This is a genomic window from Streptomyces sp. NPDC002994, assembly GCF_040611155.1.
In the GTDB taxonomy this organism is placed as follows: domain Bacteria; phylum Actinomycetota; class Actinomycetes; order Streptomycetales; family Streptomycetaceae; genus Streptomyces.
This window is the reverse complement of the sequence record NZ_JBEXNQ010000013.1, coordinates 65962-83369: the sequence shown is the minus strand read 5'-3', so window position 1 is coordinate 83369 and position 17408 is coordinate 65962. Positions and strand designations below refer to the sequence as shown.

Below are 17408 nucleotides of genomic sequence, written 5' to 3'. Positions count from 1 at the left end.
TCCCGCCCCCTCAGACGCGTTCGATGATCGTGACGTTCGCCTGGCCGCCGCCCTCGCACATCGTCTGGAGGCCGAACCGGCCCCCCGTACGCTCCAGTTCGTGCAGCAGCGTCGTCATCAGCTTGACGCCGGTCGCCCCCAAAGGGTGACCCAGCGCGATCGCACCGCCGTTGACGTTCACCCGGGCGGGGTCCGCGCCCGTCTCCTTCAGCCAGGACAGCACAACAGGCGCGAAGGCCTCGTTGATTTCGACCAGGTCGATGTCGTCGATCGTCATGCCGGCCTTCTTCAGCGCGTACGCCGTCGCCGGGATCGGCGCGGACAGCATCCGGATCGGGTCCTCCCCCCGCACGGACAGGTGGTGGATACGGGCGCGCGGCGTCAACCCGTGTTCCGCGACCGCCCGTTCGGATGCGATCAGCATCGCCGCCGCACCGTCCGAGACCTGCGACGAGCACGCCGCCGTGATCGTGCCGCCCTCCAGGACCGGCTTCAGCCCCGCCATCTTCTCCAGCGTCGTGTCACGGCGCGGCCCCTCGTCGACCGTCACGTCCCCGTACGCCACGGTCTCGCGCTCGAAGCGGCCCTCGTCGATCGCTCGGATCGCCCGCTGATGCGACCGAAGGGCGAACTCCTCCATGTCGAGCCGCGAGATGCCCCACTTCTCGGCGATCAGCTGCGCCCCGTGGAACTGGTTCACCGGCTGCGCGCCGTACCGTGCGCGCCAGCCCTCCGAGCCCGCGAACGGGCCCTCCGTGAGGCCCAGCGGCTCCGCCGCCTGCCGGGAGGCGAAGGCGATCGGGATCTGCGTCATGTTCTGGACACCCCCGGCGACGACCAGGTCCTGCGTCCCCGACATCACGCCCTGGGCCGCGAAGTGCACCGCCTGCTGCGAGGACCCGCACTGCCGGTCGATCGTGACCCCGGGCACCTCCTCCGGGAGGCCGGCCGCCAGCCACGCCGTACGGGCGATGTCGCCCGCCTGCGGCCCCACCGTGTCCAGGCAGCCGAAGACGACGTCCTCGACCGCCGACGGGTCGATGCCGGAGCGCGAGACGAGGGCCTTCAGGACGTGCGCCCCGAGGTCGGCGGGGTGGACGGCCGCGAGGCCTCCCTTGCGCCGGCCGACAGGGGTGCGTACCGCTTCGACTATGTAAGCCTCGGCCATGACTGCTGCTCCTTCTCGGGTGACAAACGTATGACGAGCGTTGACGAGCGGTTTTACGTACGCAGAGCGATGCCGTCCAGGACCATCGACAGGTACTGGCGGGCGATCTCGTCGGGGCTGTGCAGGCCGCCCGGCCGGTACCAGGACGCGGCGACCCAGACGGTGTCGCGGACGAATCGATAGGTGAGCCGGATGTCGAGGTCGGCGCGGAAGACCTGCGCCGCGACCCCGCGTTCCAGCGTCCCCAGCCACGCCTTCTCGAACTTCTGCTGCGAGTCGGCGAGGTAGTGGAAGCGGGGCTGCGCGGACAGGTGCCTGGACTCCTTCTGGTAGATCGCGACGGCGGCGCGGTGCCGGTCGATCTCCCGGAAGGACTCGGTGACGAGCGCCTCGATGGTCTCCCTCGGCCCGAGCCCGGCGGCGAGCACGGCGTCGTACCCCTCCCACAGCTCGTCCAGGAAGGTCGAGAGGATCTCGTCGAGCATCGATTCCTTGGAATCGAAGTGGTAGTAGAGGCTGCCCGCGAGCATTCCCGCCGCGTCCGCGATCTTGCGGACGGTGGTGGCGTTGTAGCCCTGGGCGGCGAACACCTCGGCCGCCGTGTCGAGGAGTTCACGGCGCCGCTCGGGCGAGGCGGTCACCTGGTTCTTCTTCTTGTTCGGCACGTTGTTAGGCACGTTGTTAGGCACGCTGCCATTGTCCGTCCAGGCACGCCTAGGCACGCTGACTGCTGATCGAGACCGTCTCGCCGGTCATGTACGAGGAGTATCCGCTGGCCAGGAAGACGATGACGTTCGCGACCTCCCAGGGCTCGGCGTACCGGCCGAACGCCTCGCGCTCGGTGAGTTCGGCGAGCAGCTCGGCGGAGGTCACCTTCACCAGGTGCGGGTGCATGGCGAGGCTGGGGGCGACGGCATTGACGCGTACGCCGTACGCCGCCGCCTCGACGGCCGCGCACCGGGTGAGCGCCATGACGCCGGCCTTGGCGGCGGCGTAGTGGGCCTGGCCCGCCTGGGCTCGCCAGCCGACGACTGAGGCGTTGTTGACGACGATGCCGCCCCGGCCGCCCGCCTTCAGGGCGCGGAGCGCCGCCCGGGTGCAGCGAAAGGTGCCGTTCAGCGTCACGTCGAGGACCTTGGACCACTGCTCGTCGGTCATGTCGACGAGCTCGGCCGTGCCGCCGAGGCCGGCGTTGTTGACGACGATGTCCAGGCCGCCGTGTTCGCATACGGCGAGATCGAAGAGCGCCTGTACCTGGGCCTCTTCGGTGACGTCGCACGGCAGGGAGGCGACGTTGTCAGCGCCGAACTCCTCGGCGAGCGCCTGCTCGGTCTCCTTGAGGCGGCGGGCGTGGGCGTCACCGATGAGAACGCGCGCGCCTTCCTCCAGGAATCTGCGCGCTGTGGCGCCGCCGATGCCGGCGCCGGCCGCGGCGGTGATGACGGCGGTGCGCCCCTGGAGCAGACCGTGCCCCGGAACGTACTCGGGAACGTTCCCCGGAGCGTTCCCTGGTACGCCCTCTGGAGCGTTCCCCGGAACGTCCTTGGGGCCGTTCCCGGGTGCCCTCATGCCCGTACCTCCCTCGGCAGGCCGAGCACACGCTCGGCGATGATGTCGCGCTGGATCTCGTCCGATCCGGCATAGATGGTGTCGGCGCGGGAGAACAGGAACAGCCGCTGCCAGTCGTCGAGGTCGTACGGCGCCCCGGCGGCCAGCAGTGACGCGGCGCCGCGCACGTCCATGGCGAGTTCACCGAGGTCGCGGTGCCAGCGCGCCCAGTAGTTCTTGGCGACCGAGGGTGCGACTTCGCGCGCGGCGGTGGCCCGCATGGTCTCCAGGCCGATCCACGCCCTGACGAGCCGGTCGCGGATCAGCGCGTCGGTGATCGCGCCGTTGCGCTTCGCGAGAGCGACCAGCGCCTCCAGTTCCCGCCGGAAACCCACCTGCTGGCCGAGGGTGGAGACGCCGCGCTCGAAGCCGAGGGTCGCCATGGCGATGCGCCAGCCGTCGCCGGCCTCACCGACGACGTTCGCCGCGTCCGTACGAGCGTCGTCGAAGTAGACCTCGTTGAACTCGCTGGTCCCGGTGAGCTGGACGATCGGCCGCACCTCGACGGACGGCTGGTCCATGGGGACGAGGAGGTACGAGAGTCCCGCGTGGCGGCGCGAGCCGGGCTCGGTGCGGGCGACGACGAAGCACCACTGCGACTCGTGCGCGAGCGAGGTCCAGATCTTCTGGCCGTTCACCAGCCACTGGCCGCCGTCCTCGGAAAGCTCGGCCCTCGTGCGTACGGCGGCGAGGTCCGAGCCGGCGTCGGGCTCGCTGTAACCCTGGCACCACAGCTCCTCCACAGCAACGATCGGCGGCAGAAAGCGGGCCTTCTGCTCCTCGGTGCCGTACGCGATGAGGGCGGGTCCGAGCAGCTGTTCGCCGATGTGGTTGACGCGGGCGGGGGCGTCGGCGAGGGCGTACTCCTCGTGGAAGGCGATCTGCTGCTCGACGGTCGCGCCCCGGCCGCCGTACCGCACCGGCCAGCCGACGCAGGTCCACCCGTGAACCGCCATGTGCCGTTCCCAGGCGAGGCGCTCGGCGAACGCCTCGTGCTCTCTGCCCGGTCCGCCGCGGCCCTTGAGGCCCGCGAACTCGCCGCTGAGGCTGGCCTGAAGCCAGGTCCGGACCTCAGTGCGGAACTCCTCGACGCTACTCATGGCCGTACGTTAACCTACCAAACACTTGTTAGGGAAGGATGAGCCGATGCCCACTCCGACGCCCACTCCCACCGATCACCAAGAGCCTGTGCTGTACGAGCGACGCGGCCCGGTCGCGCACGTCACCCTGAACCGACCGCGCTACCGCAACGCCCAGAACTCCGCGATGACCTACGCCCTGGACGCCGCTTTCTACCGGGCGGCGGAGGACTCCGAGGTCAAGGTCGTCGTGCTGGCCGGAGCCGGCGAGCACTTCTGCGCCGGCCACGACATCGGCACCCCGGAGCGCGACGCCCACCTCCCGTTCGAGCGCAAGGCGGGCCTCTGGTGGGACCACTCCGACAAGCAGGGCGCCGAGTCGCGCTTCGCGCGTGAGTCGGAGGTCTATCTGGGGATGTGCCGGCGCTGGCGCGAACTGCCGAAGCCGGTCGTCGCGTCCGTCCAGGGAGCGTGCGTCGCGGGCGGGCTGATGCTCGCCTGGATCTGCGACCTGATCGTCGCTTCCGAGGACGCGTTCTTCGCCGATCCGGTGGTGCGGATGGGCATTCCCGGGGTCGAGTATTTCGCGCACCCGTGGGTGATGCCGCCACGGATCGCCAAGGAGTTCCTCTACACGGGCGACCGGATGCCCGCGCGCAGGGCGTACGAGGTCGGCATGGTCAACCGCGTCGTGGAACGGTCCGAACTGGCGGAACGTACCGAGGAACTGGCCCTTCGGATCGCCGAAATGCCGCGCCTGGGACTGGCCCTCACCAAGCGGGCCGTGAACCAGGCGGAGGACCTTCAGGGCCTGCACACCGGCATGGACGCGGTCTTCGGACTGCATCACCTCGCCCATGCCCACAACGCCGAGACCGCCGCCGATTCGCTCGGCGGGATGGACATCTCCGCGATGAAGAAGGCGAGCAGTTGATGGACTTGGAGCACACCCCCGAGGAGGCCTCCTTCCGCGCCGAGGCGCGGGCGTGGCTGGCGGCGCGTGTTCCCGCCGAGCCGCTGCCTTCCCTGGAGACGGAGGAGGGTTTCGCGGCTCATCGCGCGTGGGAGGCGCGGTTGCACGCGGACCGCTGGTCGGTGGTGTCGTGGCCGCAGGAGTACGGCGGCCGGGGCGTCGACATCTTCAAGTGGCTCCTCTTCGAGGAGGAGTACTTCGCGGCGGGCGCGCCCGGGCGGGTCTCGCAGAACGGCATCAACCTCCTCGCGCCGACGCTCTTCGACCATGGCACCGCCGAGCAGCGCTCCCGGGTTCTGCCGTCCATGGCGAGCGGTGAGGTGATCTGGGCGCAGGCCTGGTCCGAGCCGGAGTCGGGATCGGATCTCGCCTCCCTCAAGTCCCGGGCCGTACGGACCGACGGCGGGTGGCTGCTGTCGGGGCAGAAGACCTGGTCGTCGCGGGCCGCCTTCGCGGACCGGGCCTTCGGGATCTTCCGTACGGACGCGGAGGCGGCGAAGCCCCACCACGGCCTGACCTACCTGATGTTCGACCTGAAGGCCGACGGAGTCACCGTCCGCCCCATCGGCCGGCTCGACGGCAAGCCCGCCTTCGCGGAGCTCTTCCTGGACGACGTGTTCGTACCGGACGAGGACGTCATCGGGGAGCCGGGGCAGGGCTGGCGGATCGCCATGTCGACGACCGGGAACGAACGCGGGCTGACCCTGCGCTCCCCCGGCCGTTTCGTCGCCGCCGCCGACCGGCTCGTACAGCAGTGGCGTACGTCGGCTGATCCTTCGGACACGGCGCTGCGTGACCGGGTGGCGGACGCGGTCGTCGGGGCGCGCGCCTATCAGCTGTTCACGTACGCCAACGCTTCGCGCTTCGCGGCGGGCGCGGTCATCGGAGCGGAGTCCAGCCTCAACAAGGTCTTCTGGTCCGACTACGACATCGCTCTGCACGAGACGGCGCTCGATCTGCTGGGCGCGGACGGGGAGCTGGCGCGGGGCGAGTGGGCGGAGGGCTATGTGTTCTCGCTCGCCGGACCGATCTACGCGGGCACCAACGAAATCCAGCGCGACATCATCGCCGAGCGCCTGCTCGGCCTCCCGAAGGGCCGCCGCTGATGAGGTTTCTGTTGACCGACGAGCAGGCCGCTTTCGGACGTTCCCTGGAAGCGATGCTCAGCGCCGCGGACACGCCGTCGGTTGTACGCTCCTGGGCGGCCGAAAACCCTGATCCCGGGAACGCACTGTGGACGCGTATGGGAGAGGCGGGCGTGTTCTCGCTGGCCGTTCCCGAGGCGTACGAGGGTGTGGGGCCGCTGCCGGTCGAACTGGCGGTGGCTTTTGTGGAGCTGGGGCGGCATGCGGTGCCCGGTCCGGTGGTGGAGACGGTCGCGACCGCCGCCCTGCTGGCCCACCTGGCCGGACACGGCGAGGACGGCCCCGCGAAGCGGCTGCTGCCGGCGCTGGCCTCGGGCGAGGCGAGTGCGACGCTCACGCTTCCGGACGGCGGCCCGTACGCGCTGGACGCGGATTCGGCGACGTACCTCCTCACCGTGCACGACGCCGAGCTGCGACTCGCTCCCGGGTACGGCGCGCTCCACGCGTCCGCGGATCCGGCGCGCCGCCTGTTCCGGCCGGAGCGGGGCGGCGAACTGCTCGCCTCGGGGCCGGCCGTGACGGCAGCCGCCGTGTACGCCGCCGACCGGGCGTCGTTCGCCACCGCCGCACAGGCGCTGGGCACCGGGCTCGCGCTGCTTGACCGGACCGTGGCGTACGTCAAGCAACGCACGCAGTTCGGGACGGCCATCGGCGGCTTCCAGGCGGTCAAGCACCGGCTGGCCGACACCCTGATCGGTCTGGAATTCGCCCGGCCACTGCTCTTCGGTGCCGCCCTGTCCATGGCCTCGGCCGATATCGCCGCCGCGAAGGTCACTGCAGGCGAGGCGGCCTACGCCGCCGCCCGGACCGCGCTCCAGCTGCACGGGGCGGTCGGCTACACGGACGAACTGGACCTCTCCCTCTGGCTCCGCAAGGCCCGCCCACTGCGGGACGCATGGGGGACCCCCGCCGAGTGCCGGTCAAAGGTACTGGCTGCCACGTGACACGCGGTCAACACACAGCCACTGGCCCAAAGGCCCGCCGACCGAACGGTCTCAGCCCTCCTGAATCCCTTCGTCGCCGTTGCCCCGGCGAATCGTGCGTACTGGTCGGCCCGGCCGCCACGCCCGTACGACCAGCGCGTCGCCCTCGATGGAGGTCCCGACAACCTCCGTCGGCTCCACGCGGAAAAGATGAAACGGCTCCGGCGGCTTGATCTCTCCGACGAACCGGGCGATGACGTCCGGATCGGTGACCTCCACCGCCCGGCCACTGATCCGCGCGTCCCCGTCCCGCATCTGCTCATCCGCGCCCGGGTTCGCCTGGATGGCGAAACGCGGATCGCGCTGAAGGTCCTGCGCCTTGCGTGAGTGCGGCATCATGCCGAGCCACAACTCTCCGTGGAGAAACGTCACTTCGAGCCCCGTCACGCGCGGCGATCCGTCCTTTCGGATCGTCGCGAGGACATGGTGCTTGTACTGCTGGAATCGCTGCTGCACGGTCTTTGCGAACTGCGGTTCCGCCACCTGGAAGTCTGCCCAACCGTTAACCATGACGTCATGGAACCCTGGATACCCGACACCGTCTGTCGGGTATCCAGATTTTCATCCGACAACGCTCCGGATCTCGCCGACACCACGCCCGCCATTGACAACACGCGTAGGCCAACAACCGTTGACATCGGCTCGACTTGTGCTCTACATTGGCCAACAAGCGTTGACCAACAAGCGTTGGCATCAGGAGGTCGCCATGCACGGCACGACCGGTACCACTTCTCAGCGCAACGTCATCGTCGTCGGCGCGGGCCCCACCGGGCTGCTGCTCGCCGGTGACCTGGCCGCCGCAGGGGTCCCCGTCACGGTGGTGGAGCGCCGCCGTCAGGGCATCAGCAACCTGACCCGGGCCTTCGGTGTGCACGCCTGCACCTTGGAGCAGCTCGACGCCCGCGGCCTCGCCGACGAGCTCGTCACCACCGGTCAGATCGTCACGCGCCTGCGGCTCTTCGGCTCGCTCGCCCTCGACATCTCCGATCTCCCTTCGCGTTTCCCGTACTTGCTGGTGACTCCGCAGTTCGAGGTGGAGAAGCTGCTCATGCGCCGGGCCGAGAAGAACGGCGCGACGTTCGTGTACGGAGCGGAGGTCACCGGGCTCGCACAGGACGACGCGGGCGTGACGCTCGACGTGCGACGCGAGGACGGTACGGCCGAGACACTGCGGGCGGCCTACGCGGTGGGCGCCGACGGAGTGCGCAGCGCCGTGCGCGAAGCGCTGGACCTGCCCTTCCCCGGGCACTCGGTCATCAAGTCGATCGTCCTGGCGGATGTGCTGCTCGCCCAGGAACCCGACCGTACGGCCGCGGTGAACGGCATGGGCACGGCCTTCGGCTTCCTCATCCCCTTCGGGGACGGGTACTGGCGCGTGGGCGGCTGGGACCGTACGCGCGGCGAGATCCCCGACACCGCACCCGTTGAGCTCGATGAGCTGCGCGAGATCGCCCGGCGCGCCTTCGGCAGCGACTTCGGTATGCACGACGCCCGCTGGATGTCCCGCTTCCACAGCGACGAACGCCAGGTCCCGCGGTACCGGGTGGGACGGGTCCTCCTGGCGGGCGACGCGGCGCACACGCACTCCCCGGCCGGCGGCCAGGGCATGAACACCGGCCTCCAGGACGCGGCCAACCTCGGCTGGAAGCTGGCTTCCGTGGTGAACGGCCAGGCCCCGGAGGGGCTGCTGGACTCGTATCACGACGAACGGCACCCGGTCGGCAAGGCCGTGCTGCGCAGCAGTGGCGCGCTCATCCGCCTCGCCATGGCCCACAACCCGCTGCAGCGCGGACTCCGCTCCCTGCTGACGCTGATCGCCGGCAACGTACGTCCGGTCGCCCGCAGGGCGATCGGTCAGATCACCGGCATCGGTTACGCGTACGGCGCTCCGCGCGGCGCCCACCCGCTCACGGGCAGGCGCGTGCCGGACATCGAGCTCCAGGAGGGCCGGCTGTACGAGGCGCTTCGCGCGGGGCGGTTCGTGCTCATCACGCCACGGGACACGGAGGTCGACCACGACGAGCGCCTCACGGTGGCGCACTGGGCGAGTGACCGCCGCACGACTCTGCTCGTCCGCCCCGACGGCTACGCGGCCTGGGCGTCGGAAACCGCCGGCACCGAGTCCGTCGCCGCACAGATCGCCACGAGCGAGATGCGCGTCTCCTGGAGGCCCGCGAGGCGGCGTACGTCGATACCGCGCAACTGATCGCGCACTGTCGGTCAGGCGGTGGTGAGGGTGACGATCGCCGCGTGCCCCCTGGTGGAGAGGCTGCCCGGTGACGCCGTCACCACGGCGTCGTACCGGTCAAGGGTGATGCCGTCGAACGACGCGCTCCCGCCCAGCGCGACGATCACCGCCGTCCCTCCCGGCGGGACTGCGACGTTCAGTTTGCCGCGCAGCACCGCGACCCTCGCGGCCGTCCGGCCCCTGCGGTACATGACGTTGAAGTTCACGACCCGGCCGTCGAGCAGCCGGCAGTCGGTGGCGATGTCCCCGGGAAAGTCGTACGGGGCGTAACGCTGGTCCACGAGCCGCCGCTCCCCGCCCACCGTGAGCTCCATCCCCGCGCCCTCGGTCATCGTCAGGATCCGGTCCACCCCGGGGAACACCGAGAAAGGTCCGTCCGCTTCGACCTCCGCGAGGCTGATCCGCCAGTCGAAGCCGGCCATCCCGGCGTCCGGCGGGCATGCCGCGATCTCGCGGGTGACGCCGCCACCGTTCTTCCACGCCACGGCCTCGCGGTCGGCCATCCTCAGCACCCGGACGGTCATCGCACGATGCCCTGCGCCCGCGCCGCCGCCAGCCAGACCGGGAACTCCCGCACCAACTGGTCGTACAGCTCGGTGTCGGAGACCTGGCGCGGATCCAGCCCGGCGTGGAAGTAGCCCGCGTTGTCGACCGGCCGCCTCGCCGGGACGGCCAGCTCGTCGAGCTTGCGCAGGAAGTCGAACTGCGTGCTTCGCGTATTGCCGAAGCCCACGAACTGCCAGAACAGCGGCAGCTTCGCGGCCTTGCAGACGTACCGCTCCGCCGCCAGCTTGTTGATCGGACCCCCGTCGGTCTGGAAGACGACCAGTGCGGGCGCCGTCGACCCGCTGTCGAGGTAGTGGTCGATCACCGCGTCCATGGCCAGGTGGTAGCTGGTCTTGCCCATGTGCCCGAGCCCGGCGACGATCTTGTCGATGCGCCCCTGGTGGTTGTCGAGGGCGATGTCCGTGACCGCGTCGACGTCCGTCGAGAAGAAGACGATCGGCACGCTGCCGTCGTCGTCGAGATTGGCCGAGAGTCCGAGCACCCGGTCGGCGAGCGCCTGCACGCTGCCGTCCTTGTAATACGGCTTCATCGAACCCGAGTAGTCAAGGACCAGATAGACGGCCGCGCGCTGCCCGCTCAGCCCGTGCTTCTGCAGCGAGACGCCGGCGCTCTTGTAGAAGCTGACGAGCGCGGGCGCGGTCTCCTCGACCTTGTGGAGGCTTATCGCCACGTCGGGTCTCCGTTTCGTACGCAGTTCGGTTACGGGCTGGTGGGAGTGGGGGGACTGTCGAGGTTACGTCACCCCGGTCCATCCAAGGCCGGTCGCGATACGTTCGCGGTGCGCGGCCGGGGGGCCGAAGAGCTGGGCCGAGCCGTGGGCCCGCTTGAAGTAGTCGTGAGCGGGGTGTTCCCACGTGATGCCGATGCCGCCGTGCAGCTGGATCATCTCGCTCGCCACAGCGGAATACGCCTCCGAGCAGGCGGACTTAGCGGCGGCGGCGATGGCGGGGGCGGCGTCGGAATGAGCTGCGGCCAGGGCGATGGACCTGGCCGACTCGACCTGCACGTACAGGTCGGCCAGCCGGTGCTTGACCGCCTGGAAGGAGCCGATGGGTCGGCCGAACTGGACGCGGTCCTTGGCGTACTGGATGGTGATCTCCAAGGCCCGCTCAGCCGCGCCCACTTGTTCCGCGGCGAGTGCGGTACACGCCAGGTCACGCACCCTCCCCAGGATCCGCTCCCCGTCTCCTTCGGCTCCGACGAGCCGGGCAGGGGCACGGGTGAGGGTGACGCGGGACAGTGAGCGGGTGCGGTCCATGGCGGTGAGTGGGGTGAAGACGCAGCCGGCCGGTCCACGGCGAAGAGTGCCAGTCCGGCGGGCGTACGGGCGAAGACGAGCAGGGTGCCGTGGGTGGCGGATGGAGCCTCGCCGCTCAGGACGTACTCCTTCGTCCCGGTCAGCAGCCAGTCTCCCGGGCCCCCTTCGGCGTACGCCGCGACATCACCCGGCGCCCAGCCGTCGGCCTCGGCCCACGCGAGCCCCGCGGTCGCGGTGCCTTCGGCGAGCGGTGGCAGCAGGCGCGCGCACGCCGTGGCGTCACCCGAGGCCACGAGCGCCTGCGTCGCGAGCACGGCGGAGCCGAGGTACGGGACGGGGCTGAGTACCCGGCCCAACTCCTCCATCACCACGTGCACTTCGACGCTCCCGAAGCCGAGACCGCCGTACTCCTGCGGCACGGCGAGGGCCGCCGCGCCCACTTGGGCGGTCAGCGGTGTCCACGCGGCTCCGCCCTCGTGGCGGGTGAGCACCGCCCGTACGGCATCGCGCAGTTCGTTCTGTTCCGCGGTAAACCTCACTGGCGGTCTCCGTCTCCGTCTCCGTCTCCGTCTCCGCCGGCCGCGCGCCGCAGTTCGCCCTTGAGCAGCTTGCCGCCCGCGTTGCGCGGCAGCGACTCCACGGTCACGAAGCGCCGCGGCACCTTGAAGTTGGCGAGCCGCTCCCGCGTCCAGGCGGTGAGCTCCTCGGCGTTGACGGGCCCGGCCGTGACGACGAAGGCGACGCCGACCTCGCCGAGCCGCGCGTCGGGCGCCCCGACGACCGCGGCGTCGGTGATCACCGGATGCCCGAGCAGAACGTTCTCGACCTCCGCCGGGTAGGCGTTGAAGCCGCCGACGACGTACATGTCCTTCAGTCGGTCGGTGATGGTGAGGTAGCCGCGCGCGTCGAGTACGCCGATGTCGCCCGTGCGCAGCCAGCCGCCCGGCAGGACGGCTTCGGCGGTCGCAGCGGGGTCGTCGAGGTAGCCGGGCATGACGTGGTAGCCGCGTACCTGCACCTCGCCGGGCTCACCCGCCGGCAGGACGTCACCGGGCGGCGAGACGATGCGTACGTCCGTGCCGGGCAGCGGGAGTCCGACGGTGTGGGCGACGGTCCAGGCGTCGGCGTCGGTCGGGCAGACGGAGACGACGCCGCCGGATTCGGTTAGCCCGTACGCCGTGAAGACGTCGGGCACGCCGAGTTCGGTACGTATCCGCTCCACGAGCTCGGTCGGCACACAGGCGGCTCCGGTGTCGGCGAGGCGCAGGGCGGACAGGTCGTGCGAGGCGCGGCCCGGGTGCTGGAGCAGACCGTGGAAGACGGTGGGCGGGCCCATCAGGCAGGTGACACGCTCGGCGGCCATGCGGAGCAGGATGCGGTCGATGTCGTACACCGGCTCGGGGAGCATGGTGGCGCCGCGCAGCAGGCAGGCGATGACGCCGGCCTTGTAACCGAAGGTGTGGAAGAAGGGATTGACGAGGAGGTAGCGGTCGCCGGTGCGCAGGCTGACCAGCCGGGACCACTCGTCGTAGAGGCGGACGGTCTGGGCGTGGGTGGTGGTGACGCCCTTGGGGCGGCCTGTGGTGCCTGAGGTGTAGAGGATGTCGCAGAGGTCTTCGGGGGCGTACGGCGGCGAGGCGCGCGACGCGCTCGCTCTCCGGTACGCGCTCGCCGGCGCGCCGGTAGTCGTCCCAGCTCAGGGCAGCGAAGCTGCCGGTGCCGGGCTCTGCCCGGACTCCGCGCCCCCATCGCCGCGCAGAACGACGGTGGAGCCCAGGCGCCCGAGGTCTTCGCCCGAGCCGTGGAGGGCGGCGACGTAGTCGGTGCCCAGGAAGCCGCGCTCGGTGAGGAGGACCCTGGCGCCGCTGCGGCGGATGATGTCGGCGGCTTCGGCGGCCTTGTAGCGGGTGTTGACCGGTACGAGAACGGCTCCCGCACCGACCGCGCCGAGCGCCGCCGCGATCCACTGGCGGCTGTTGGGGCCCAGATGGCGACCCGGTCGCCGGGGCGGATCCCGTGGGCCACGGCGGCGCGCGCGGCCGCGGCGGTCTCCTCGCGGAGCCGGGCGAAGGTCCACCGGACCTCCCCGTCGGCGAGGGCTTCGCGCTCGCCGTACCGGGCGGCGGCGTACTCGGGGAGCTGCGCGAGCGTGGCAGGGAGCGGCACTTGCTGGGCGCGGAACGGCACTTGCTTGGCGGGCACTTGCTGGGGGCTGTTCAACGAACCCTCCTACTTGACGTGCGAGCGTGGCCGGTATCCAATCACAGCGTTTCGGTTAGGCATATACCTAGTAGGAATAATAACCTTCACCGGAGGACAGCAATGCCGACCCTCACCCCCCACCGCCCCTGTCGACAGTTCGGCCCTCAAGAGCGCGCTCAGCAGCTTCTGCACAGGAGTCGCCGTAGTCACCGCACTGCGACCCGACGGACAGCCCACCGGCATGGCGGTGCAGTCCTTCTCCTCGGTCTCGCTCGACCCGCCGCTGGTCTGCTTCTGCCCCGCCCACACCTCGTCGACCTGGCCGAAGATCCGCGCCGCCACCCGTTTCGCGGTCAACATCCTCGCCGCCGACCAGCAGTCACTGTGCCGGCAGTTCGCCGTCACGGGCGGGAACAAGTTCGGCGGTGTGCGCTGGAGCCACGGCACCAACGGCGCGCCACTGCTCGGCGACGCCCTGGCCACGATCGAGTGCGACCTCGAAGACGTCCTGGACGGCGGCGACCACGCCATCGCCCTCGGCAGGATCACCGCCCTGACAGCGCTCCGCGAGAGCGACCCACTGCTCTACTTCCGCCGCACCTACGGCCGCGTACCGCGCCCGTCCCCGCGCCCGTCCCTACGCCCCGAGGCTTCCAGCTCCTCGATGTCCGACAGCATCGCGTCGGCCAGGTCGCGCTCGGAGGCGTAGTACCGCTCCGCCCACTTGAGGGTGAGCGTGGGATACGCCCACGCCGCCTTTCCCTTCGCCCCCTCGACGTCCGCGAGCGCGCGCCGACGCATCTTCTCCGCGAACTCCCGGTGCTGAGCGAGCACTTCACGCATCTGCTCGGGTTCGAGGAGATGCCCGAGCCACAGCCGCAGCATCGGCCCGTGCTTCAGCACCGGCGGGTCGACAGGGGCCTCGCGCGCCCAGGTCCGGACGGCGTCCATGCCCGCGTCGGTGATCCTGTACACGCGCTTGTCGCGGGTGCCGGTGTCCTGCGCGACCATGCGCGAGGTCGCGAAGCCGGCCTTCTCCAGCCGCTTCAGCTCGCTGTAGATCTGACTGAACGACGGACTCCAGTAGAAGAAGCGCAGCGACCAGTCCGACCACTTCTTGAGGTCGTAGCCGGACAGCTCCTCCCCGAAGGACAGCAGTCCGAGTACGGCCCAGCTCGTCGCCGGCAGCGAACCCGTCGCCGGCGGCGCGGGCCGCTCCTCTTCGTTCCCCTGCTTCTTCTCCGTCACGGACCGCAGTCTACGGGCGGACATGACAGACACCCTTCCCCCAGCAGCTATATGCCTGCTAGAAGTATTTCGATTAGTAATGACCCGCTGAAAGACAGACCCAAGGAGGAGACACCCCACCGTGAAGTTCTCCATGATCTTCGAGGCGCAGCTCGCCGACCCGACCCCCGACCGCGAGCGCCAGGTCATCAAGGACTGCGTCGAACAGGCCGTCTACGCCGAGGAGATGGGCTTCGACCGTATCTGGGCCGTCGAACACCACTCCCTCACCCAGTACGCCCACATGAGCGCCTCCGAGATCTTCCTGACCTGGGTCGCCGCCCGTACGTCGAAGATCCGCATCGGCCACGGCGTCGTCACCATGCCCTTCGGTTACCAGCACCCGTACGCGTCGCCGAGCGCGCCGCGATGCTCGACGTCCTCTCCGGCGGGCGCGTCGACATCGGCTCCGGCCGCGGCGCCACCCAGCAGGAGATGCGGATGTACGGCGTCCGGCCCGAGGACACGTACCCGCAGATGGAAGAGGCCCTGCGCATCCTCTCCGCCGCCTGGCGCGAAGAGGAGTTCGTATGGCACGGCTCGATCGACATCGGCCCCGGCGCGATCCTGCCCCGCCCCGTCCAGGCCCCGCACCCACCTCTCTTCATGGCCTGCTCCAAACACGACACACTCAAGCTGGCCGCCGAACTGGGCATCGGCGCGCTCGTGATGGGCTTCGCGGGCGCCGACGACGTACGCGAGATGCGCAAGGTGTACGACGAGGCCATCGCCACCCGCAGCGGCGAGCGCTTCGTGTCGACGGAGGTCAACAACCACCTCTCCGCGCTCTGCCCGACCATCGTCCTGGACGACGCCGAGCAGGCCCTGCGGATCGGCACCCGCGGTCAGCGCTTCTTCGCCGAGTCGATCGCGCACTGGTACGGAAACGGACCCGCACCCACCGGATACGGCGACGACGAGGAGGCCGCGGACCACGTCGCCGCGCTCGCCAAGAACCGCGACGCGCTGGTCGCCAGGCTCCACGACGCCCACATCCCGGCCCGCCCGGTCGACACCGGTACGTACAACGCCGAGCACGCCTACGGCGACGCGCAGACCGCGATCGCCTACGTCGAGCAGCTCCGCGAGATCGGTGTCGACGAGGTGATGTGCCTCATCCAGATGGGCACGGTCCCGCAGGAGGCGTGCATGGAGACCATCCGCCAGTGGGGCGAGACCGTCATACCCCACTTCAGGGCACGGGAGGGCAAGTGAGCAGCAGTGGCATCTCGCTCGACGGCAAGGTCGTCGTCATCACGGGCGCCGGCCGAGGCCAGGGCGCGGCCGAGGCCCGGCTCTTCGCCGAGGCCGGCGCGCGCGTGGTCATCACGGACGTACGGGAGGACGAGGGCCGGGAGGTGGCGAAGCCCCTGGGCGAGCACGGTCTGTTCGTACGCCATGACGTGTCGTCGCAGGAGAGCTGGGCCGAGACGGTCGGTGCCGCGCTGTCCGCGTACGGCCGGATCGACGCCCTCGTGAACAACGCCGCCCTGTGGCGCACCGCGTCCGTCGAGAACGAGACCCTCACCAACTTCGGGACGCTGTTACGGGTCAACCTCCTCGGCCCGTTCCTCGGCATCCAGGCCGTCGTACCCGCGATGAAGGAGGCAGGCGGCGGCTCGATCGTGAACGTCTCGTCGACGGCCGGCCTGGTCGGCATCCCCGGCCATGCGGCGTACGGGTCCACGAAGTTCGGCCTGCGCGGCCTGACCCGCTCGTCCGCGCTGGATCTCGCGCCGTACAGGATCCGCGTGAACTCGGTCCACCCCGGCGCCATCGACACCCCGATGGTGTCGTCGGTCGCGGGCCGCGACTGGTCGCATCTGCCGCTGGGGCGGATGGGAAGGCCGGAGGAGGTCGGAGAGCTCGTGCGTTTCCTCGTCTCGGACGCGTCGTCGTACATCACCGGCACCGAACTCACCGTGGACGGCGGGTCGACGACCGGATGACCGACCACGGAATCGACCACGGAATCCCAGACCCCACGGATCCCCTCACCCCACGCGCCCGCGCGCTCTGCGACGCGATGTCCGCCGGTTTCCCCGGCCCCGGGGACGCCGAGGCCCTGCGAGCGGCCTCGAAAGCGGGCGCCGGGCCGCCGGTCCGCGAACTGGACAGCGTGAGTGACGACGTCTGGGACGGCGTACCGATACGGCTCTACCGCCCCCACTCCACCACCCCCGACGACGGCCCGCTGATCGTCTTCTTTCACGGCGGCGGCTGGGTGCTGTGCGACCTCGACACCCACGACGGCCTCTGCCGCGAGCTCGCCGCCCGCACCGGCGCCCCGGTCGTCTCGGCCGGCTACCGCCTGGCCCCGGAGCACCGCTTCCCCGCCGCGGCCGACGACGCGTACACCGTCGTCCAGCAGGCGTCCGCGCGCTGGTCGGGGCCGATCGTCGTCGCGGGCGACTCCAGCGGCGGCAACCTGGCGGCGGTTACGGCGCTGCGGGCCCCGGAAGCGATCGCGGCCCAGCTCCTCTTCTACCCGGCTCTGGACCACCGTCTCGAAGGCGTTTCGGCAGCGGCGTACGCCACGGGCTTCTTCCACACCACCGCCCATATGCGCTGGTACTGGGAGCAGTACCTCGGCCCGGACGGCGACCCGTCCGATCCGCACGCCTCCCCCGGACTCGCCCCCACCCTCACCGGCCTCCCGCCGGCCCTGATCGTCCTGGCCGACTGCGATCCGCTGCGGGACGAGGGTCTGGCGTACGCCCGCAGGCTGGCCGCGTCGGGCGTACGGGCCGAAGTGCGACTCCACCCGGGCATGTTCCACGGCTTCCTGGGCGCGGCGGGCCACCTGCCGGAGGCGGACGCGGCGCTCGACTCCGCTGCCGACTGGCTGGGACGGATCCGTACGTTATCTTGATCGGCGCCGACCCCCACC

16 protein-coding genes and 3 pseudogenes are annotated in these 17408 nt (G+C 70.4%); 8 read left to right on the top strand and 11 right to left on the bottom strand.

Annotated features, from left to right (window positions below):
- Window positions 1-10: 10 nt before the first annotated feature.
- Genes ABZX79_RS19075 through ABZX79_RS19060 form a run of 4 tightly spaced genes read right to left on the bottom strand, consistent with a single transcriptional unit; the run spans window position 11 to window position 3876 of the window.
- Window positions 11-1168 (bottom strand): acetyl-CoA C-acetyltransferase, encoded by a 1158-nt coding sequence (locus ABZX79_RS19075; RefSeq protein WP_355258505.1) that lies wholly within the window; start codon window positions 1166-1168, stop codon window positions 11-13.
- Window positions 1169-1221: 53 nt separating this feature from the next.
- Window positions 1222-1833 (bottom strand): TetR/AcrR family transcriptional regulator, encoded by a 612-nt coding sequence (locus ABZX79_RS19070; protein ID WP_355258845.1) that lies wholly within the window; start codon window positions 1831-1833, stop codon window positions 1222-1224.
- Between the two features lie 49 nt (window positions 1834-1882).
- On the bottom strand, window positions 1883-2737 hold the full coding sequence (locus tag ABZX79_RS19065; protein ID WP_355258502.1) for an SDR family oxidoreductase: 855 nt from the start codon (window positions 2735-2737) through the stop codon (window positions 1883-1885).
- Window positions 2734-3876 carry an acyl-CoA dehydrogenase family protein gene (locus ABZX79_RS19060; protein ID WP_355258499.1) on the bottom strand — a complete coding sequence of 381 codons (1143 nt, stop codon included), beginning with the start codon at window positions 3874-3876 and terminating at the stop codon, window positions 2734-2736. The genes ABZX79_RS19065 and ABZX79_RS19060 overlap by 4 nt, the downstream gene beginning before the upstream one ends.
- 46 nt (window positions 3877-3922) lie before the next feature.
- Here ABZX79_RS19060 and ABZX79_RS19055 point away from each other — a divergent pair, with 46 nt between their 5' ends.
- From ABZX79_RS19055 to ABZX79_RS19045, 3 genes are read left to right on the top strand one after another with little or no spacing between them, the layout of a single operon-like run.
- Complete coding sequence (locus ABZX79_RS19055) at window positions 3923-4789, top strand: enoyl-CoA hydratase (RefSeq protein WP_355258496.1); 867 nt, start codon at window positions 3923-3925, stop codon at window positions 4787-4789.
- The gene (locus ABZX79_RS19050; RefSeq protein ID WP_355258493.1) at window positions 4789-5934 is read left to right on the top strand and encodes an acyl-CoA dehydrogenase family protein; all 1146 of its coding nucleotides are present in this window, start codon (window positions 4789-4791) and stop codon (window positions 5932-5934) included. Before ABZX79_RS19055 ends, ABZX79_RS19050 begins: the two co-directional genes overlap by 1 nt.
- Window positions 5934-6917, top strand: a complete 984-nt coding sequence (locus ABZX79_RS19045; protein ID WP_355258490.1) for an acyl-CoA dehydrogenase family protein — start codon at window positions 5934-5936, stop codon at window positions 6915-6917. Before ABZX79_RS19050 ends, ABZX79_RS19045 begins: the two co-directional genes overlap by 1 nt.
- Before the next feature lie 51 nt (window positions 6918-6968).
- Here ABZX79_RS19045 and ABZX79_RS19040 read toward each other — a convergent pair whose 3' ends face one another.
- Window positions 6969-7466, bottom strand: coding sequence for a pyridoxamine 5'-phosphate oxidase family protein (locus tag ABZX79_RS19040; RefSeq protein WP_355258487.1), 498 nt, complete (start codon window positions 7464-7466; stop codon window positions 6969-6971).
- A 196-nt stretch (window positions 7467-7662) separates the two neighbouring features.
- On the opposite strand from ABZX79_RS19040, the gene ABZX79_RS19035 reads away from it, so the two are divergent.
- Entirely contained in the window at window positions 7663-9162 is a 1500-nt protein-coding gene (locus tag ABZX79_RS19035) for an FAD-dependent oxidoreductase (RefSeq protein WP_355258484.1), read from the top strand.
- A 14-nt stretch (window positions 9163-9176) separates the two neighbouring features.
- Here the strand turns inward: ABZX79_RS19035 and ABZX79_RS19030 are convergent, their stop codons facing one another.
- The 5 genes and pseudogenes from ABZX79_RS19030 to ABZX79_RS19010 form a co-directional block, all read right to left on the bottom strand.
- Window positions 9177-9728 carry a HutD family protein gene (locus ABZX79_RS19030; RefSeq protein ID WP_355258481.1) on the bottom strand — a complete coding sequence of 184 codons (552 nt, stop codon included), beginning with the start codon at window positions 9726-9728 and terminating at the stop codon, window positions 9177-9179.
- On the bottom strand, window positions 9725-10441 hold the full coding sequence (locus ABZX79_RS19025) for a VWA domain-containing protein (RefSeq protein ID WP_355258479.1): 717 nt from the start codon (window positions 10439-10441) through the stop codon (window positions 9725-9727). Before ABZX79_RS19025 ends, ABZX79_RS19030 begins: the two co-directional genes overlap by 4 nt.
- A 63-nt stretch (window positions 10442-10504) precedes the next feature.
- Window positions 10505-11029: an acyl-CoA dehydrogenase family protein gene (locus ABZX79_RS19020; RefSeq protein WP_355258476.1), complete on the bottom strand. Its 525-nt coding sequence runs from the start codon at window positions 11027-11029 to the stop codon at window positions 10505-10507.
- Between the two features lie 296 nt (window positions 11030-11325).
- A pseudogene (locus ABZX79_RS19015) lies at window positions 11326-11520 on the bottom strand (acyl-CoA dehydrogenase family protein); the annotation flags it as partial.
- Window positions 11521-11564: 44 nt separating this feature from the next.
- Window positions 11565-13195 (bottom strand): annotated as a pseudogene (locus tag ABZX79_RS19010) (FadD3 family acyl-CoA ligase).
- Between ABZX79_RS19010 and ABZX79_RS19005 the strand changes: the two are divergent.
- Window positions 13179-13940: a flavin reductase family protein gene (locus tag ABZX79_RS19005; protein WP_355258473.1), complete on the top strand. Its 762-nt coding sequence runs from the start codon at window positions 13179-13181 to the stop codon at window positions 13938-13940. The pseudogene ABZX79_RS19010 and the gene ABZX79_RS19005 overlap by 17 nt on opposite strands.
- On the opposite strand, the gene ABZX79_RS19000 is transcribed toward ABZX79_RS19005, so the two are convergent.
- Window positions 13832-14479 (bottom strand): PadR family transcriptional regulator, encoded by a 648-nt coding sequence (locus tag ABZX79_RS19000; RefSeq protein WP_355258470.1) that lies wholly within the window; start codon window positions 14477-14479, stop codon window positions 13832-13834. The genes ABZX79_RS19005 and ABZX79_RS19000 overlap by 109 nt on opposite strands.
- 121 nt (window positions 14480-14600) lie before the next feature.
- Here ABZX79_RS19000 and ABZX79_RS18995 point away from each other — a divergent pair.
- The 3 genes and pseudogenes from ABZX79_RS18995 (at window position 14601) to ABZX79_RS18985 (ending at window position 17390) form a co-directional block, all read left to right on the top strand.
- Window positions 14601-15733 (top strand): annotated as a pseudogene (locus ABZX79_RS18995) (LLM class flavin-dependent oxidoreductase).
- A complete protein-coding gene (locus ABZX79_RS18990; RefSeq protein ID WP_355258467.1) occupies window positions 15730-16467 on the top strand; it encodes a glucose 1-dehydrogenase in 738 nt (245 codons plus the stop codon). Before ABZX79_RS18995 ends, ABZX79_RS18990 begins: the two are co-directional and overlap by 4 nt.
- Window positions 16464-17390: an alpha/beta hydrolase gene (locus ABZX79_RS18985; protein ID WP_355258464.1), complete on the top strand. Its 927-nt coding sequence runs from the start codon at window positions 16464-16466 to the stop codon at window positions 17388-17390. Before ABZX79_RS18990 ends, ABZX79_RS18985 begins: the two co-directional genes overlap by 4 nt.
- Window positions 17391-17408 lie beyond the last annotated feature (18 nt).

Excerpts from the sequence above, each read along its gene's own strand:
- ABZX79_RS19055 (WP_355258496.1), top strand. The coding sequence starts at position 3,923 with ATGCCCACTCCGACGCCCACTCCCACCGATCACCAAGAGCCTGTGCTG.
- ABZX79_RS19075 (WP_355258505.1), bottom strand. The coding sequence starts at position 1,168 with ATGGCCGAGGCTTACATAGTCGAAGCGGTACGCACCCCTGTCGGCCGG.
- ABZX79_RS19065 (WP_355258502.1), bottom strand. The coding sequence starts at position 2,737 with ATGAGGGCACCCGGGAACGGCCCCAAGGACGTTCCGGGGAACGCTCCA.
- ABZX79_RS19040 (WP_355258487.1), bottom strand. The coding sequence starts at position 7,466 with ATGGTTAACGGTTGGGCAGACTTCCAGGTGGCGGAACCGCAGTTCGCA.
- ABZX79_RS19030 (WP_355258481.1), bottom strand. The coding sequence starts at position 9,728 with ATGACCGTCCGGGTGCTGAGGATGGCCGACCGCGAGGCCGTGGCGTGG.
- ABZX79_RS19050 (WP_355258493.1), top strand. The coding sequence starts at position 4,789 with ATGGACTTGGAGCACACCCCCGAGGAGGCCTCCTTCCGCGCCGAGGCG.
- ABZX79_RS19060 (WP_355258499.1), bottom strand. The coding sequence starts at position 3,876 with ATGAGTAGCGTCGAGGAGTTCCGCACTGAGGTCCGGACCTGGCTTCAG.
- ABZX79_RS19035 (WP_355258484.1), top strand. The coding sequence starts at position 7,663 with ATGCACGGCACGACCGGTACCACTTCTCAGCGCAACGTCATCGTCGTC.
- ABZX79_RS18985 (WP_355258464.1), top strand. The coding sequence starts at position 16,464 with ATGACCGACCACGGAATCGACCACGGAATCCCAGACCCCACGGATCCC.
- ABZX79_RS19020 (WP_355258476.1), bottom strand. The coding sequence starts at position 11,029 with ATGGACCGCACCCGCTCACTGTCCCGCGTCACCCTCACCCGTGCCCCT.
- ABZX79_RS19045 (WP_355258490.1), top strand. The coding sequence starts at position 5,934 with ATGAGGTTTCTGTTGACCGACGAGCAGGCCGCTTTCGGACGTTCCCTG.